At 65.4% G+C, this 17450-nt stretch carries 17 protein-coding genes; 10 read left to right on the top strand and 7 right to left on the bottom strand.

Annotated elements, in window-relative coordinates; translation table 11 throughout:
- Positions 1-101 precede the first annotated feature (101 nt).
- From thrS to pdxS, 4 genes are all read left to right on the top strand, one after another.
- Positions 102-2111: a threonine--tRNA ligase gene (thrS, locus tag AC07YR_RS02080; RefSeq protein WP_494732880.1), complete on the top strand. Its 2010-nt coding sequence runs from the start codon at positions 102-104 to the stop codon at positions 2109-2111.
- Positions 2112-2133: 22 nt separating this feature from the next.
- Entirely contained in the window at positions 2134-2724 is a 591-nt protein-coding gene (locus AC07YR_RS02075) for an HIT family protein (RefSeq protein WP_055803721.1), read from the top strand.
- On the top strand, positions 2717-3340 hold the full coding sequence (gene pgsA / locus AC07YR_RS02070; protein ID WP_494732879.1) for a phosphatidylinositol phosphate synthase: 624 nt from the start codon (positions 2717-2719) through the stop codon (positions 3338-3340). Before AC07YR_RS02075 ends, pgsA begins: the two co-directional genes overlap by 8 nt.
- A gap of 165 nt (positions 3341-3505) precedes the next feature.
- Positions 3506-4432: a pyridoxal 5'-phosphate synthase lyase subunit PdxS gene (gene pdxS / locus AC07YR_RS02065; protein ID WP_011692158.1), complete on the top strand. Its 927-nt coding sequence runs from the start codon at positions 3506-3508 to the stop codon at positions 4430-4432.
- A 150-nt stretch (positions 4433-4582) separates the two neighbouring features.
- On the opposite strand, the gene AC07YR_RS02060 is transcribed toward pdxS, so the two are convergent.
- Positions 4583-6595, bottom strand: coding sequence for a M3 family metallopeptidase (locus tag AC07YR_RS02060; RefSeq protein WP_494732878.1), 2013 nt, complete (start codon positions 6593-6595; stop codon positions 4583-4585).
- Positions 6596-6677: 82 nt separating this feature from the next.
- Between AC07YR_RS02060 and AC07YR_RS02055 the strand changes: the two genes are divergently transcribed.
- On the top strand, positions 6678-7964 hold the full coding sequence (locus tag AC07YR_RS02055) for a CapA family protein (RefSeq protein ID WP_494732877.1): 1287 nt from the start codon (positions 6678-6680) through the stop codon (positions 7962-7964).
- Positions 7965-8135: 171 nt separating this feature from the next.
- Here the strand turns inward: AC07YR_RS02055 and AC07YR_RS02050 are convergent, their stop codons facing one another.
- From AC07YR_RS02050 to AC07YR_RS02025, 6 genes are all read right to left on the bottom strand, one after another.
- On the bottom strand, positions 8136-8570 hold the full coding sequence (locus AC07YR_RS02050; RefSeq protein WP_494732876.1) for a protein-tyrosine phosphatase family protein: 435 nt from the start codon (positions 8568-8570) through the stop codon (positions 8136-8138).
- A 158-nt stretch (positions 8571-8728) separates the two neighbouring features.
- The gene (locus AC07YR_RS02045; RefSeq protein ID WP_494732875.1) at positions 8729-9058 is read right to left on the bottom strand and encodes a hypothetical protein; all 330 of its coding nucleotides are present in this window, start codon (positions 9056-9058) and stop codon (positions 8729-8731) included.
- Between the two features lie 611 nt (positions 9059-9669).
- Positions 9670-10653 (bottom strand): S1C family serine protease, encoded by a 984-nt coding sequence (locus AC07YR_RS02040; protein WP_436057788.1) that lies wholly within the window; start codon positions 10651-10653, stop codon positions 9670-9672.
- Between the two features lie 110 nt (positions 10654-10763).
- Positions 10764-11273, bottom strand: coding sequence for an NUDIX domain-containing protein (locus tag AC07YR_RS02035; RefSeq protein ID WP_055803340.1), 510 nt, complete (start codon positions 11271-11273; stop codon positions 10764-10766).
- A gap of 87 nt (positions 11274-11360) precedes the next feature.
- Positions 11361-12101, bottom strand: coding sequence for a type 1 glutamine amidotransferase (locus tag AC07YR_RS02030; protein ID WP_436057787.1), 741 nt, complete (start codon positions 12099-12101; stop codon positions 11361-11363).
- Positions 12098-13387: a Mur ligase family protein gene (locus AC07YR_RS02025; protein ID WP_055803335.1), complete on the bottom strand. Its 1290-nt coding sequence runs from the start codon at positions 13385-13387 to the stop codon at positions 12098-12100. The genes AC07YR_RS02030 and AC07YR_RS02025 overlap by 4 nt, the downstream gene beginning before the upstream one ends.
- 90 nt (positions 13388-13477) lie before the next feature.
- Between AC07YR_RS02025 and pdxT the strand changes: the two genes are divergently transcribed.
- The 5 genes from pdxT to ruvB all read left to right on the top strand — a co-directional run bounded on the left by pdxT (position 13478) and on the right by ruvB (position 17378).
- Positions 13478-14188, top strand: coding sequence for a pyridoxal 5'-phosphate synthase glutaminase subunit PdxT (gene pdxT / locus AC07YR_RS02020; RefSeq protein ID WP_436057785.1), 711 nt, complete (start codon positions 13478-13480; stop codon positions 14186-14188).
- Positions 14189-14191: 3 nt separating this feature from the next.
- A complete protein-coding gene (locus AC07YR_RS02015; protein ID WP_055803328.1) occupies positions 14192-14947 on the top strand; it encodes a YebC/PmpR family DNA-binding transcriptional regulator in 756 nt (251 codons plus the stop codon).
- A gap of 34 nt (positions 14948-14981) precedes the next feature.
- On the top strand, positions 14982-15560 hold the full coding sequence (gene ruvC / locus AC07YR_RS02010) for a crossover junction endodeoxyribonuclease RuvC (RefSeq protein WP_494732874.1): 579 nt from the start codon (positions 14982-14984) through the stop codon (positions 15558-15560).
- 92 nt (positions 15561-15652) lie between these two features.
- Entirely contained in the window at positions 15653-16297 is a 645-nt protein-coding gene (gene ruvA / locus AC07YR_RS02005) for a Holliday junction branch migration protein RuvA (RefSeq protein ID WP_436057784.1), read from the top strand.
- Positions 16290-17378, top strand: a complete 1089-nt coding sequence (gene ruvB / locus AC07YR_RS02000) for a Holliday junction branch migration DNA helicase RuvB (RefSeq protein WP_436057783.1) — start codon at positions 16290-16292, stop codon at positions 17376-17378. The genes ruvA and ruvB overlap by 8 nt, the downstream gene beginning before the upstream one ends.
- The last annotated feature ends 72 nt before the right edge of the window (positions 17379-17450 follow it).

Raw genomic sequence — 17450 nt, 5'->3', positions numbered from 1 at the left:
GCTTTGGTCGGCCTCTCTCCCAACCGATAGCATGGACGAGGCTGGCTGTGGTCCCCGTACGCCACAAGCTACGAAGCCTTAACTTTGAATAGGAGACACCCGTGTCAGATGCCCAGCAGATCACCCTCATCGTCGACGGCGAAGAGACCAAGGTGACTACCGGGACCACCGGCGCGGAACTCTTTTTTGAGCGCCGCGACGTCGTTGTTGCCCGAGTAAACGGCGAACTGAAGGACCTCGACCAGCCGCTCCCCGAGGGCGCGGACATCGAAGGGGTCACCATCGATTCCCCGGACGGCCTTAACGTCCTCCGGCACTCGACTGCCCACGTGATGGCCCAGGCCGTGCAGCAGCTTCGCCCCGACGCCAAGCTCGGTATCGGTCCCTACATCACTGACGGCTTCTACTTCGACTTCGACGTCGCCGAGCCGTTCACCCCGGAAGACCTGAAGGCCCTGGAAAAGATGATGCTCAAGATCATCAACCAGAACCAGAAGTTCGTCCGCCGCGTCGTCTCCGAGGACGAAGCCCGCGACGCCATGAAGGACGAGCCCTACAAGCTGGAACTGCTGGGCAAGAAAAACAACGCCGCAGACGCCGGTGAAGGTGTGAATGTTGAGGTCGGCGCCGGCGATATCACCATCTACGACAACGTGGACCGCAAGAGCGGGGACAGCGTCTGGTGCGACCTGTGCCGCGGGCCCCACCTGCCCAACACCAAGCTCATCTCCAACGCCTTCGCCCTGACCCGGTCCTCGGCCGCCTACTGGCTGGGCAACCAGAACAACCAGCAGCTGCAGCGCATCTACGGCACTGCCTGGCCCACCAAGGACGCACTCAAGGCCTACCAGGAGCGCATCGCCGAGGCCGAACGCCGCGACCACCGCAAGCTCGGTGCCGAGCTGGACCTGTTCTCCTTCCCGGACGAGCTGGGCTCCGGCCTGCCGGTGTTTCACCCCAAGGGCGGCATCATCCGCAAGGCCATGGAGGACTACTCCCGCCAGCGGCACGTGGATGCAGGGTACGAGTTCGTCTACACCCCGCACATCACCAAGGGGCACCTTTACGAAGTCTCGGGCCACCTGGACTGGTACAAGGAGGGCATGTTCCCGGCGATGCACATCGACGCGGAACTGAATGAGGACGGCACCGTGCGCAAGCCCGGCCAGGACTACTACCTGAAGCCGATGAACTGCCCGATGCACAACCTGATCTTCCGCTCCCGCGGACGTTCCTACCGCGAACTTCCCCTGCGGCTGTTCGAATTCGGTTCGGTGTACCGCTACGAAAAGTCGGGCGTGGTGCACGGCCTGACCCGTGTGCGCGGCATGACTCAGGACGACGCCCACATCTACTGCACACGCGAGCAGATGAAGGACGAGCTCACCACCACGCTGAACTTCGTACTGGGCCTGCTCAAGGACTACGGCCTGGACGACTTCTACCTGGAGCTCTCCACCAAGAACGAAGACAAGTTCGTGGGCGACGACGCCACCTGGGAGGAAGCCACCCGCACCCTCGCCGAAGTTGCTGAAGCCTCGGGTCTGGAGCTCATTCCGGATCCGGGCGGAGCCGCGTTCTACGGCCCGAAGATCTCTGTCCAGGCGAAGGACGCCCTCGGCCGCACCTGGCAGATGTCCACCATCCAGCTGGACTTCAACCTGCCCGAGCGCTTCGAACTCGAATTCCAGGCCGCCGACGGCACCCGCCAGCGCCCGGTGATGATCCACCGTGCCCTGTTCGGCTCCGTGGAACGGTTCATGGGTGTGCTGACTGAGCACTATGCCGGCGCCTTCCCGGCATGGCTGGCGCCCGTGCAGGTGGTGGGCGTCCCCGTGGCAGAGGCCTTCAACGACTACATGTTCGACGTCGTGGGCCAGCTCAAGGCCGCCGGTATCCGTGCGGAGGTGGACATCTCCTCCGACCGGTTCCCGAAGAAGATCCGCACCGCCAGCAAGGACAAGATTCCGTTCGTCCTGATTGCCGGCGGCGAGGACGCCGAGGCCGGGGCAGTCTCCTTCCGGTTCCGCGACGGCAGCCAGGACAACGGCGTGCCGGTGGCCGAAGCCGTCCAGAGGATTGTCGACGCCGTCCGCAACCGGACCAGCTAGCGGAAGCGGAATGGCAGGCGACGTGCAGGAGAACACAGGCGCTGGCGGAGGACATCCGGGCGACGGCGACGTGACCGATGAATTCGGTCTGGCCGGAGTTCCGGACGCTTTCCAGCGCCTGTGGACCCCGCACCGCATGGCCTACATCAAGGGCGGGCAGCACCAGTTCAAGAACGAGGATGACTGCCCGTTCTGCGTGGCCCCTGCCCGCAGCGACGAAGACTCCCTGATTGTCTACCGCGGGCGCACCGCATACGTGGTCCTGAACCTTTTTCCCTACAACCCGGGCCACCTGCTGATCTGCCCTTACCGGCACGTTCCCGATTACACGGACCTGACCGTGGAGGAAACCGCGGAATTCGCAGCGCTGACCCAGACCTCCATGCGGGTCCTGCGCAAGGTGTCCAACCCCGGGGGCTTCAACCTCGGGATGAACCAGGGCGTTGTGGGCGGTGCCGGGATCGCCGGCCACCTGCACCAGCACGTCGTTCCGCGCTGGGGCGGGGACGGCAACTTTTTCCCCATCATCGCCCAGACAAAAGCAATCACGCAGACGCTCGGCGAAGTCCGCCAGCAGGTCGCCGAGGCCTGGCCGGAGGACGAGCATGCTTAACCGGCATGCCCGCGGGTTTTTCACCGCACTGTTCTCCCCGCTGGCCCGCTGGCTCCTGAAGATCGGTGTTTCGCCGGATGCCATCACCATCGTGGGAACGGCAGGCGTGGTGGTGGGCGCACTGGTGTTCTACCCGCTGGGTCAGCTGTGGTGGGGGACGCTCTTCATTACGGCCTTCATTTTCTCCGACGTCCTTGACGGCATCATGGCACGGATGCAGGAGCGGGGCGGGCGCTGGGGCAACTTCCTGGATTCCACCCTGGACCGGGTAGCTGACGGTGCCCTGTTTGCCGGACTTGCCGTCTGGTACTTCACGGGGGGTGCGGACCGCGCGATCGCCGTCGCCGCCGTCGTATGCCTGGTGCTTGGCATGGTGGTCTCCTATGCGCGGGCCAAGGCCGAGGCTCTCGGCTTCCACGCAAACGTGGGCATTGCCGAGCGCGCAGAGCGGCTGGTTTCTGTTCTGGTGGTCACCGGATTCACCGGGCTCGGGCTCCCCAGTGTGGTCCTGCTGGTGACGCTGACCCTCCTGGCTGCCGCCAGCCTGGTGACCGTCGTCCAGCGGATCGCCACCGTGCACCGGCAGTCGCTGGAAGAGACGGGACTGCCGGGGTAACCCGAATTCAGCAGCGTCGCAGCGTGGGACTAGTATTAGCTGTACCTGGTCATTGGATCCGGTAATCCGGTGTGCGCGCGGCGTGGGCTTCCCGTCCGTGCTGCCGCCTGCGCCGGGACCGAGAGACCGGATCTACGTAACATCTAGCTACCCATAGGGGTTTTTGTGTCTACACCTGATGTAAGCAGCGAAGCCGGCTCGTCCGCCAACAGCGTCACGGGCAGCAACCGCGTCAAGCGCGGCATGGCCGAGATGCTCAAGGGCGGCGTCATCATGGACGTCGTCAACGTCGAACAGGCCCGCATCGCCGAAGACGCCGGTGCCGTGGCCGTGATGGCGCTGGAACGCGTTCCGGCAGATATCCGGGCCCAAGGCGGCGTGTCCCGCATGTCCGATCCGGACATGATCGACAAGATCATCGAAGCCGTGTCCGTGCCGGTCATGGCCAAGGCCCGGATCGGCCACTTCGTCGAAGCCCAGGTCCTGCAGTCCCTCGGCGTGGACTACATCGACGAGTCCGAGGTCCTGACCCCGGCCGACTACGTCAACCACATCGACAAGTGGAACTTCAAGGTTCCCTTCGTCTGTGGCGCCACCAACCTCGGTGAGGCCCTGCGCCGCATCAACGAGGGCGCGGCCATGATCCGGTCCAAGGGCGAGGCCGGCACCGGCGACGTCTCCAACGCCACCGGCCACATGCGCCAGATCCGTTCCGAAATCGCCAAGCTCGCGGCCCTGCCCGAGGACGAGCTTTACGTCGCGGCCAAGGAACTGCAGGCCCCGTACGAACTGGTCAAGGAAGTCGCCGCTGCCGGCAAGCTCCCCGTTGTGCTCTTCACCGCGGGCGGCATCGCCACCCCGGCCGACGCCGCGATGATGATGCAGCTCGGCGCTGACGGCGTGTTCGTCGGCTCCGGCATCTTCAAGTCCGGCAACCCGGCCCAGCGTGCCGCCGCCGTCGTGAAGGCCACCACCTTCTTCGATGACCCCGACGTCATCGCCAAGGCCTCCCGCGGCCTGGGCGAAGCCATGGTGGGCATCAACGTGGACGAGATCCCGCAGCCGCACCGCCTCGCCGAGCGCGGCTGGTAACAGCTTCACAAGCAGTACGACGCCGGGCGGTCACCTTGTTGGTGACCGCCCGGCGTCGTTTGTTAACCCAACTGACTCGCACTTAACGTCCCCAAACGCGCTTTTCACGACGTTAATTGCGAGTCAGTTGGGGAGGGGAGGGGAGGGGAATTACTCAAGCCCGCGGCGCTTTAGCAGCGGCTCCAGCCTCGCGTCGCGGCCGCGGAAGGAGCGGAACGAGTCCAGCGGTTCGCGGCTGTTGCCGCGGGAGAGCAGTTCATTGCGGAAGAAGTCGCCGTTGGTCCGGCTGAGTCCGCCGTTTTCCTTGAACCACTCCACAGTGTCCGCATCCAGGACTTCGCTCCAGATGTAGGAGTAATAGCCTGCGGCGTAGCCGTCGCCGGCGAAGATGTGCTGGAAATAGCCGGTCCGGTACCGCGGCGGAATCAGGTTGTGGGCCACCCCCGCCGCTGCGAGGGCCTTGGCTTCGAACGCCAGGACATCCGCCGGGACCCCGGATTCGTCCAGCACATGCCAGGCGAGGTCCAGGAGCGCCGCGCCCAGGTACTCCGTGGTGCCGAACCCTTCGCCCCACAGCTGCGATTCGTTGAGCTTGTCCACGATGTCCTGGGCAAGGGGCTCGCCGGTCACGTGGTGGCGGGCATAATTGGCCAGCACCTCAGGCCACATGATCCACATTTCGTTGACCTGCGAGGGGTATTCCACAAAATCGCGTGGAACGGCGGTACCGGAGAACCGGGGGAAGGTCACGTTGGAAAACAGTCCATGCAGGGCATGGCCGAATTCGTGGAACGCGGTCCGGAGTTCGTCCAGGGTCAGGAGCGTGGGCTCGCCCGCCGGAGGCTTGGAAATGTTCAGGTTGTTGATCACCACCGGCTTCGTACCCAGCAGTGCGGACTGATCCACCAGCGAGTTCATCCAGGCACCGCCGCGTTTGGACTCGCGTGCATAGTAGTCGCCCAGGAACAGGCCCAGTTCGGAGCCGTCCTCGTTGCGGACCTCCCAGACCCGGACGTCGGGGTGGTAGCCCTTGAGGTCGGGCCGTTGGTGGAAGGTGACACCGTAGAGGGACGTCGCGGCGAAGAAGACACCGTCGCGAAGGACCCGGTCCAGTTCGAAGTACGGACGTAGGGCCTGCTCGTCCACGCTGTAACGTTCCCGCCGCACTTTCGCGGAATAGTACGCCCAGTCCCAGGCCTCGAGAGGATGGCCTGCAACCTCTGCAAGGGCGGCCGCCTCGGCGTCGGCATTCCGGACTGCGGCGGGCGCCAGCCGGTTCATCATGGACTGTACGGCTTCGAAATCGGGGGCCGTCTGCCGGTCCACGGTGAGCTCGGCGTAGTTGGCGAACCCCAAAAGCCGGGCCTTCTCGGCGCGGAGGGCAACCATGGACTTCACCAGATCCAGGACGTCGAGGCTGCCGCCGCTGCTTCCGCGGCTGATCGACGCCTGGTAGAGGCGGCGCCGGACGTCGCGGTTTTCCAGGGATGCCATGGCCGGCTGATTGCTTGGCTGGATGAGCGCGAGCAGGTATTTCCCGTCGTGCCCGGCCTCGCGAGCTGCCTCGGCGGCGCTGGCGACGTCGTCCGCCGGCAGCCCGGCCAGCTCTGCGGCATCGTCGAGCAGCAGGGCCGAAGTCTTCATGGCTTCCTTGACGCGCTGCCCGAATTCGGTGCCCAGCCGGGACAGCTCCGCGTTCACCGCCCTGAGCCGGTCCTGGCCGGAATCATCGAGCTGGATGCCGGACTGGCGGAACTCCTTGAGGTACTCCTCCACGAGCCTGGCTGATTCATCATCGAGCCCGGCAGTGTCCACGGCGGCGAACCGGTCGAAGAGCCGCCGGTTCATGTAAACGGCATCCTGATGGGCGGAAAACTCCGGGGACAGCTCGGTCTCAAGGGCGCGGATGCCGTCGGAGGCATCCGCCGAGACCAGCGTGAAAAACGAAGCGGCGGCGCGCTGGAGGAGCTGCCCGGAGCGTTCCATCGCCAGGACAGTGTTTTCGAAGGCGGCAGGTTCGGTGTTGTCCACAATGGCCTGAATTTCAGCCAGGTGTTCCGCCAGGCCGGACCGGACCGCTTCGGAATAGTCGGCCTCGTCGATCTTGGCAAACGGGGGGAGCCCGAACGGCAAAGGACTGGGAGTCAGGAGGGGGTTGGTCATGAAGCAACACTTTCATGTAACCGGACGGTTCTCAATGGTGATTTGACGGGTTGCCGGGACTGGCCGCCGTAGGATGGCGCCTATGGGGGAACTCGCGAGGATGGTACCGAAAATCCACCGGGGACGGGGAGCCACGGCGTTCGCCGCGGCCGTCCTGCTGTTCAGCCTGACGTCGTGCGGCGTCATCGCCGAACAGGGCACCGGCCAGCGCCCAGCCGGCGCAGCACGCACGACGACGGCCGTGGCACCGCCGTCGTCAACTGTCCCGGAGGTGCCGGCCCCCTCTGCGGAACCCACACCGGAACCCACGCCGGGCAAAGGCCCGGCCTGCGCTGCGGTCCGGTGCACGTCGGTCCTGGTGACCGGGGACATGCTGGTGCACGCCCAGCTGTGGGACCAGGCACGCGCCGACGCCGCTGCCCTCGGAAAGCCGGGCCTGGACTTCAGCCCGCTGCTCGAGGGCCAGCGGGCGTACATCGGGGAAAGCGACCTCGCCATCTGCCATCAGGAAACTCCGGTCGCGGACCCAGACGGTCCCTTCTCGGCCTATCCGTCCTTCAACGTGCCGCCGCAGATCGCCGCGGCAGCCAAGGACGTCGGCTACCAGGCCTGCACCACCGCCAGTAACCACACCATCGACCAGGGAACCGGCGGCCTCGTTCGTACACTGGATGCCCTGGACGCAGCGGGTCTGAAGCACACCGGGTCCTACCGGACCGAGGCGGAATCGCAGGGGATCCTGCTCCTGCAGACGGAAGCTGCCAATATTGCGGTGATCGAAGCCACGTATGGCCTAAACGGGCAATATCCCGAGTACGCCTGGCAGGTGGACATGCTGGACGTCGGGGACATGGTCGCCAAGGCAAAGAAGGCGAGGGCGCTGGGTGCGGACATCGTGCTCGGAGCCATGCACGCCGGTGACGAGTATGCCGGCGTCCCCAATGCCCAGCAGCAGGACACGGCCCATGCCCTGGTGGACAGCGGCGAGTTCAGCATGATTTACGGCCACCACACGCACTCGGTCTTGCCCGTTGAGAACTACAAAGGGACGTGGATTGTTTACGGGCTGGGCAATGGCGTCACGGAACTGTCCCCGTGGTACCAGGTAAACAATGAGGGCCTGCTGGTGCGGGCCCAGTTCAGCCAGGACCCGGCCGGGAAATGGTCGGCCTCCGACCTCGCCTGGGTGCCATCTGTCATAGTCCGGAATCCGTACCGGTGGTGTTCCGTGGCGGCCGACGCGCCGCAGGGGCCGTGTGCAGGGGCGGAGGCCGATGCAGCGACGCGCCTGCGCACGAGGACCGTCGTGGAATCCATGGGCGCAGCCGCTGCGGGTGCCCGGGAACTGATCCTTTCCAACAAACCGTGAAGGCAGCCGCAGCAGGATTGGTTAGCCGTGGCACGGGCCAACATTGTGCCGCCCACCGGCCGGGACGATAGTAGCCCCTATGGCTGTCAAAACCGTTGCGGGCTGCAGGCCCGGCAGTCCGCCAACCTCAAGCGGCTGTCCGAAGGCGGGCAGCGTCTCACGTGATCCGTCTCACGTGATCCGGCGGGCAACATGCCTGACGTACCAGTGCTGCCAGGGGGTCTCCACCGCCGGCCCGTAGTGCTGCCGGACGTAGGACACAGCCTGTCCCGGTGCGACGCCGTCGATGATGGCGATGCAGGCAAGGGCCGTGCCGGTCCTGCCGTGGCCGCCCTGGCAGGCAATTTCAACGCGCTCCGATTCTGCCCGCACCCATGCTTCCCCCAGGGCATCCATGGCGTCGTCTTCGTTGAGGGGTAACCAGAAGTCCGGCCAGCGCACCCACCGTTGTTCCCACGGGGTCCGGGCCGGGCGCCTGCCAAGGAGGTAGACCGCGAAGTCGGGGTCGGGACCCGGTGGAACTGGCCGGCGAAGTGGCCGGCCTCGGATTCGCCGGCCAGAGGGAAAACTGACGACGCCGTCATCACCTGGATCCCATGTGCTCATGGATTGACTCTGGCATCGGATTGCCGGCACGGGAAGGGCGTACTGCCCGAGGCGGGCGAAAAGGGGCATAAAGGGAGGGACATCGCGGCGAGCGATGCCCCTCCCTGCCGCCTCGCACCGGTTCTTGCGGACCGGTTGGTCAGGCGGCGGCTGATGGCTTAGTGCCAGCCGCGTCGCCCATTGTCGCTGTCACACCGTATCCACTTTCCGTGGAACCAGAAGCCAGCGTGGCGGTTGTGGCCACCATAGTTGTCGTGGTCGCGCTTCTCACAATTCTCGCGCCACTTCTTCTTGAAATCATTGTCCTTGTACTTGTGGTCATAGTCCCTGTTGTAGTGGTCCGTGTAACCCTGGTAGTTCTCAGCCGAAATCGTGACGGACTTCAGTCCCGTATCCGCTGCGGCAGGTCCGGCAGCCATTGCCGTACCCCCAACACCGAGTCCTGCGGCCAGCAGGGTGGATGCGAGCAATCCCATTGACCTCTTCATGAGATCTTCCTATCTTGTGGTTCATTCCCAGGTGTAGGCCGCAGATGGCGGGCATGCGGAATCGCCCATAGTCGATCAGTGTGTGGGCTCCAGCGCGCCACGCTGATGGCGGCGACGGATAGGATTCCAGTCGAACGTTGTCTGCGGTTGATGGCCCCAAATTTAAGCGGCGATACGTTCCGTGAATCGGCGCATTGCCCCATTTTTGCAGTGACTGATTCAAGCGGCGGCGCAGAGCCCCAGCCGCATTTGGGAACCTCCGTGCCCCACGGTGCGTGTGATAAGCGCACGGAGAACGATATGAGGGCACCCCCCGTGCCTACCCCAATATCCACAATCCCGGCTCCGGCAACTCTAGTCCGGCGGCCGGTCTGTAGTTCTTGAACAAAACCCGTCTGCCACGTCTGTGTGATTGGAGGGCTTGTTCACCAACAACGATAGCGCGATGGCCGAAATCAGAATAGGCGCAATGGGTTATTTTTTGCGCAAATAGCACTGCCTCCTTGCTGGGACGCGCCTCTAACGCCCCCTGCGGCATCCGTGTTTCGCGCGATGCGACACTGCACCCAGCGGGACGGGAATATGACCGTCGCCGCTCCCATTGTTTCGGCCTAGCCCTTGTCGGTCATTTCTTCCGGGACGGCCACTACGTGCAGTTCCGTTCCGTCCCGGAGTGCCGAAATGTCCAACGGCGCCCCGATGGCTTCCGAGAAGAGCAACTTCTGGAGGCTCTCCGCGTTCGAAACTGACTTCCGGCCGACACTTAGCAGCACGTCCCCGGCGCGGAGGCCTGCACGGTCGGCAGGCGATCCCGGAAGGACTTCCACCACCAGGAGTCCATCACGGTGACCGGTCCGGACCACCGAGCTCACCGGAAGTTGCACCGGGGTGTTCACCAGTCCGAGGTAGGCGCGCCGGACCCGTCCGTCCGAGAGGAGCGAGGCGATGATTCGGCGCGAGGTGGCATTGATCGGTACCGCAAGCCCCAGTCCGGCACCGGCGACGGCCGTGTTGATGCCCACGATCCGGCCGCGGGCGTCTGCCAGGGCCCCTCCGGAGCTGCCGGGATTTAGCGCGGCATCGGTCTGGATGACGTCCTCGATCACGCGGCGGTTGCGTCCGGACCACACCGGTATGGAACGTCCCAGGCCGCTGACGACTCCCGCCGTCACGGAGCCCGAAAGCCCGAGCGGGTTGCCCACAGCGATCACCAGTTGACCGACCTTCAGGAGTTCGGCGTCGCCGAATTCGGCCGGCTGGGCAATCGGTGCCTTGCCGTGGACGATAGCGAGGTCGGACAGGGGATCGGCGCCCACCACTTCCACGGCCGTTCGGGTGCCGTCGGCAAAGACCGCGTGGCCCTTTCCCGCCGAGCCCACCACGTGGGCGTTGGTCACCAGGTAGCCGTCGGACGTGAACAGGACTGCCGAGCCTGCGCCCGCGCGGTACCGGCCGTTGCGCCCATTGCCGGTCATTTCGACGGCGGCCACGTGCGGGGTGACGGTTTCGGCCACGCGGATAACCGTGGCGGAATAGGAATCCAGGGGGTCTTCGGTAGCGTTCGCTCCGTTGAATCCGCTGCTGACTGCCTCCATGGTGCGCCTCCTGAGAAGATGCTTACCTATGTCAACGGTTCGGCACCCGGCGGTACTCCGGCTGCTGCTACGCCTTCAGAGAAATCCGTCAGGGGAATCCGCCTGAGGAATCAGCGGTGGTCCCGCTGCAGCCGCCGCCAGAGGTCCGGCCAGGCCGTTGCGAACGCCGGGTGCAGGTCCCTGTCTTGAACGGAACCTGCCGGAACCCACTTCAGCTCGATGCTCTCTGCATCGTTGATGGCCGGGTCGAAGGATTCAACGACGCGGACGGCCACCGTGGTGTAGGACCAGTACCCGACGTCGAACACAGACGTGAACAGCACGCGGACGTTCTCCGGGGGCACGGCGGCTTCTTCGTGGGCTTCGCGCAGGGCGCCCGTGATGGCGTCTTCGCCGTGGTGGAGGGCACCGCCGGGCAGGCCCCAGGTTCCGCCATGATGACTCCACGCGGCCCGGTGCTGCAACAGGATGCCTTTGGCAGGATCCTGGACCAGTAGGCCGGCTGATCCGAAGCGGCCCCAGAATTTGCCCACTGCGCCTTCGACCCAGGCATCGCCAGGATCGCGCGGGCCGGACGGGTGGCGGAGGTGTTCCGGGAGGCTGGCGGCTGCAGTGTCCATGGGACCAGTTTCCCACGGTCCGTTGTCCGGTCGGTCACAAAGCGTCACCGGTAAGTCGTTGCAGGTGCGTGGAAGAACCGTAGGGTTCTAGCGGGGCCGCCGGGCGGCGTGTTCCCGCGCCAGTACGGCGTAACGGTCGTCCGGCGCGCCGGCGGTGAAGCTTCCGTACTTGCGCTCGACGGCGGTGCGGATCAGGAAGTCGGCAATGGCCGGGTTCTTCGGCAGGAGTGATCCGTGCAGGTAGCTCGCCACGATATTCCGGTAGCGCGCCCCTTCCTTCCCGTCGCTGCTGTTGTTGCCGGTGCCCTTGGGGGTGGTGCCCAGTGGCTGGACACCCGGGCCCAGCGTTGTCTGGCCGCTGTGGTTTTCGTAGCCCAGGATGTCCCCGAACTCGGGAGAGGACACCGTGACATTGCCGATCAGGCGTTCGTCGGTGCCGTGCGTCTCGACGTCCAGCACGCCGATGCCCGGAATGACCGATCCCGTGCGGGTCTTGAAGAACCGTCCGAAAAGCTGGTAGAGCCCGCAGATCAGCAGCATGGGCGTTCCGCCTTCGGCCAGCTCCTTGAGCGTCGATTCACGGGAGAGCAGGTCGTCCTGGATCACCAGCTGTCCGCTGTCCTGCCCGCCGCCGCCCACGATCAGGTCCACGTCGGATGGAAAGTCGTCGCCGACGTTGTATTCGAGGAGTTCCGGGGTGTAGCCGTGCCAGCGGAGGCGCTGCTGGAGCACCAGGGCGTTGCCCCAGTCACCGTAGATGTTCATGTCGCGGGGATAGAGCTGAAGGACCCGGATGGTTCCCTTGCTTTCTTCGGACGCCGGGCTCACGAGACCACCTCCACTGTGGTGATTTTGGACAGCTCGCGGCGGATGGCCAGCATTGCCGTGTAGGTGCAGAAAATACGCTTGGGCTTGTCTTTGGCGCCCTGGATGAACGCGGCAAGTGCCGGCGCGATCTCCGGGTTTACCGCGCCGATTGCCACCTCGTCGTACTGCAGCCGGAGGGCCATGTCGTAGGCCCGGGAACCGGACAACTGGTCCACGCCGCCTTCACGCAGGGAATCAAACTCCACGTCCCAAAGCCAGGACATGTCGCGGCCGTCGGCGTAGTTGTCATTGATGGCCACCATCGTGGCGTAGCCGCCGGCCGGGAAGGACTTCAGGCCCAGCCGGAAGCCGCTGGGGTTCTTGACCAGCACCAGATCCAGCGGCAGCCCGTCAACCACCAGGCTCTCGCCGCGGCCGAAGGCGGGCGCAACCTCGGACAGGGCCTTGAGTAAGCCGTCATGATCCGTCGGCGCGGCGCCGTTCCCGGCGATGCAGCGTGCCAGGACAAGCGCGGCTGCAGCGTTGAAGATGTTGTAGACGCCGCGCAGCTTCATCCCGGTGGTGACCGTGGCGCCGTCGTACTCAAAATCGGCGTCATCGGTGCCCACCCGGCGCAGCACGACGTCGGCGTGCGGCTTTGCGGGGAGCGCCGGCACCGGGCTGCCGGGCCCGGCGCGGAGGTCGTCGTCGTTCGGGAACGTGCTGAGCAGGGAATCGTCGAGGCCGAAATAGCGGACCTCGGGTCCGTCCAGGGTGTCCGCAATGCGGGCGACGCGCGGATCCTCCCGGTTCAGGACGACCGTTCCCGTGGTTTTGGAGGCGATGTGCTGCAGGAGCTGGGCGGTTTTGTCGATCTCGCCGAAGCGGTCCAGCTGGTCACGGAGCACGTTGAGCAACAGGCTGTAGCGCGGCGGAACCCTGTTGACGAAGTGCACTGCGTGCGCCTCATCGAGTTCCAGCACCGCGATGTCCGCGTCGAGCCGGCCCCGCCAGTCCACGTCGCCCAGCAGGGCTGCGGCGACTCCGCGCGTGAAGTTGCTTCCGGTGCGGTTCGTGAAGACCTTCAGCCCCTGGCTCTCCAGCAGCTCGACCACCATTTTGGTGGTGGTGGTCTTGCCGTTCGTCCCGCTGACCACGGCTACACCCAGGGGCAGCGTGGACAGCGTCCGCTGCATGAAACCGGGGTCGATTTTCTCCACTACGAGGCCGGGGAGGGCAGAGCCTCCGCCCCTGAGCCGGGAAACCCGGCGGACGAGCTTGCCGAGCGGAACGCTGAAGTAAAGCATGCTCTGAATATATCCCAGTCACGGCATGGAACCCGGCCGGCCGGCCGGGTTCGGCAAGCCTCCGGCCATGGGGAGCACTATGCTGATTGGATGACCAACCCCCCTTCCACGGACTATTCCCGCGCGGGCGCAGGCCTGCGAATCGGTGTCCTGGCGCTCCAGGGCGACTTCCGGGAGCACCTGCGTGCGGCAGAAGCAACCGGCGCCACGGGCGTCGGAATCCGGCGCCCGTCCGAACTTGACGGCATCGACGGCCTGATCATTCCCGGCGGCGAATCCACCACGATCGACAAGCTCGCCCGGGCCTTTGAACTCGCCGACCCCTTGCGCAAGCTCATCGCCGACGGCCTGCCCGTCTACGGCTCCTGCGCCGGCATGATCCTGCTCGCCGACGAAATCGCGGACCCCGCCACCGACCTGGCGGGCAACCCGCAGCAGACGTTCGGCGGCCTGGACATCACGGTCCGCCGCAACGCGTTCGGCCGCCAGCGGGAATCGTTTGAGACCGACCTCGAATTCAAGGGGCTTGAGTTCAGTGACACGGGCGCCGGTGTGGCTCCGGTGCACGCGGTGTTCATCCGCGGTCCGTGGGTGGAGCGGGTGGGCCCCGGCGTGGAGGTCCTGGCACAGGTGGAACCCGCGGATCCGGCGCATGCTTCGCATGCGGCTGCCCTGCAGGGGACGGCTAGAATTGTTGCAGTGCGTTCCGGCCACCTGCTGGCCACCTCCTTCCACCCGGAAGTGACGGGGGAGAAGCGCGTGCACGAACTGTTTATTCGAATGATCAGAGGAGAAGCGTAAAGCATGTCAGGCCACTCCAAATGGGCGACGACCAAGCACAAGAAGGCCATCCTTGATAGCCGCCGGGCAAAGTCGTTCGCCAAGCTGATCAAGAACATCGAAGTAGCGGCGCGGATGGGCGGCCCGGACCTGTCCGGCAACCCCGGGCTGGAGCTCGCGGTCACGAAGGCCAAGAAGACCTCGGTCCCCGCCGACAATATTGACCGCGCCATCAAGCGCGGCGCCGGCCTCACGGGCGAGGTCGTGGACTACACGGAGATCATGTACGAATGCCGCGGCCCGCAGGGTTCGGCGCTGCTGATCGAATGCCTCACGGACAATAAGAACCGTGCTGCCTCCGAGGTCCGGCTGGCCATTTCGCGCAACGGCGGCACCATCGCCGATCCTGGCTCCGTCAGCTACCTCTTCTCCCGCAAGGGCGTCGTTACGCTGCCCAAGAACGGGCTCAGCGAAGACGACGTCCTGATGGCCGTTCTCGACGCCGGTGCAGAAGAAGTCAAGGACAACGGCGACACCTTCGAAATCCACTCGGACCCGAAGGACCTCCAGGCTGTCCGCGACGCGCTCAAGGACGCCGGGATCGACTACGACACCGATGAGGCAGAGTTCGTTCCCTCCATGGAGGTGCCGCTGGACCTCGACGCCGCCAAGAAGTTCATGAAGCTCGTGGACGCGCTGGAGGAGCTCGACGACGTCCAGAACGTCTACAGCAACGCAGACCTGAGCGACGAAGTGCAGGCCGCTCTGGAAGCCGAGTGATTCGGCAGCCCTGCTCTAAAACTGAGGCCCGGCCTTGACCCTCCGCGTTTTGGGAGTCGACCCGGGCCTCACCCGTTGCGGCATCGGTGTCGTGGACGTGGAGAAGAACCGTCGCGCCACCTTGGTGGCGTTCGGCGTCGTGGGAACCTCGCCGGAGGAGAGCCTGGACCAGCGGCTGCTCCTTATCGCCACGTCCATCGACGATTGGCTGGACCGCTATGAACCGCACGTCCTCGCAGTTGAGCGGGTGTTCTCCCAGCTGAACGTCAGCACCGTCATGGGCGTCGCCCAGGCATCCGGCGTGGTGATTGCCGCCGCCGCACGCCGCGGTATCCCGGTGGCCCTGCACACGCCGTCGGAAGTCAAAGCCGCAGTGACGGGGAGCGGAACATCCAACAAGGACGCCGTCACCAAACTGGTCACGAAAATCCTGCGCCTGGACGCACCGCCCCGTCCGGCCGACGCTGCCGACGCACTGGCGCTGGCCATCACGCATGCATGGCGGGCCGGCAGCGGGGCTGCCATCGTAACGACCGGTCCCGGCAGCCAGTCGCTGACCCCTGCCCAGCGGGCCTGGGCAGAGGCGGAGGCCAAGGCGCGCCGTGCACGGTGAATGTCCGGGCTCCTTGCTAGGGTATTCGTAGATATGTTCGGATAGTCGGTTTCAAGCCGGCTGCATTTTGCTGTAGACCCAGGAGCCCGGCCTTGATCAGTTTTCTCCGCGGAACCGTAGCGCACGTCGGGTTGTCCTCCGCCGTGATCGACCTCAACGGCGCCGGCATGAGCGTAAATGCCACACCCCAGACCCTCAGCGGGCTGCGCATCGGTGAAGAGGGCAAGCTGTACACCTCGCTTATTGTCCGTGAGGATTCACTGACGCTGTTCGGCTTTTCCAGCGACGACGAACGCGAGGTGTTCGATGTCTTGCTCAGCGTGAGCGGCGTCGGACCGCGCCTTGCACTGGCCGTACTGGCTGTTCACGACCCCGAGGCAATCCGCGTCGCGGCGCACACCGGCGACGGCAAGGCCTTCACCAAGGTCCCCGGCATCGGACCCAAGGTCGCCGGCAGGATAGTCCTGGAACTCGCTGGAAAACTCGTGCCGCACGGTACCGGTTCAACGGCAGCGCCCGCAGCAGCCGCGTCCGCGCCATGGAAGCCTCAGGTGGTGGCAGCAATGACGAGCCTCGGCTGGTCCGAAAAGGATGCCACTGCCAGCATCGACAAAGCACTGTCGGATTCTCCGGAACTCGAAGCCGGCGGCCAGGTGGCCGAAATCCTGCGGGCCACGCTGCGCTGGCTTGGCCAGGACGGCGCGCGCGCAGGCAACCGGGTAGGCAGCCGTGGCTGAGCCCACCCTGGTTGGCGGGGGAGAGGAACCGGAGGAGCGGGTCATAGAGGCGGCCCTCCGGCCCAAGAACCTGCACGACTTCGTGGGCCAGCACCGTGTCCGCAAGCAACTGTCCCTGGTGCTGGAAGCATCGCGAATGCGCGGGCGCAGCGCCGACCACGTCCTGCTGTCCGGCCCGCCCGGCCTCGGCAAGACCACGTTGTCCATGATCATCGCCGCCGAAATGAACGCTCCGCTGCGGATCAGCAGTGGTCCGGCCATCCAGCACGCCGGCGATCTTGCCGCCATCCTTTCCTCGCTGTCCGAAGGGGAGGTCCTTTTCCTGGATGAGATCCATCGCATGTCCCGGCCCGCAGAAGAAATGCTGTACATGGCCATGGAGGACTTCCGCGTGGACATTGTGGTGGGAAAGGGTGCGGGCGCGACGGCAATTCCCCTCGAGTTGCCTCCGTTTACGCTCGTCGGCGCCACCACCCGTGCCGGCCTCCTTCCAGGACCGTTGCGGGACAGGTTCGGCTTCACCGGCCACTTGGAGTTCTATTCCGTTGAGGAACTGGAGCTCGTCCTGAGGCGTTCGGCCGGCCTGCTGGACCTCAAGGTCAACTCGGCGGGCTTCAGCGAAATCGCGGGCAGGTCCCGGGGCACACCGCGAATTGCGAACCGACTGCTCCGCCGCGTCCGCGACTGGGCACTCGTCCACGGCATTGAACAAATCGATGCGCGGACGGCCTCGGCTGCGCTGGACATGTACGAAGTGGACAAGAGGGGCCTTGACCGGCTGGACCGCTCCGTCCTGGAAGCCCTGATCACCAAGTTCGGCGGCGGGCCGGTGGGACTTTCCACACTGGCCATCGCCGTGGGCGAGGAGCCGGAAACGGTGGAGACCGTCGCCGAGCCCTACCTTGTCCGCGAGGGGCTCCTGGGGCGGACGCCGCGGGGCAGGATCGCGATGGCACCGGCCTGGACCCATCTGGGCTACGCGGTTCCGGACGGGGTGTTCGGCCAGGAAGCGCTGGCACTGTTCGAAACGGACGACCTCAGCGTCGAGCCGGTGGCAGGGTGGCTGCCGAACGGCCAATAGCAGCGTCCGGCTGACTTTCCCTTTAGACTGGTATGACGCTCGGCACGTTCGGGTCTTTGTTTCTGTGGGCGG

The sequence above is a fragment of the Arthrobacter sp. GW460-12-1-14-TSB2 genome (assembly GCF_059423525.1).
Note: the sequence above shows the minus strand (reverse complement) of the source record. Positions and strands in the feature narration are given on the sequence as shown.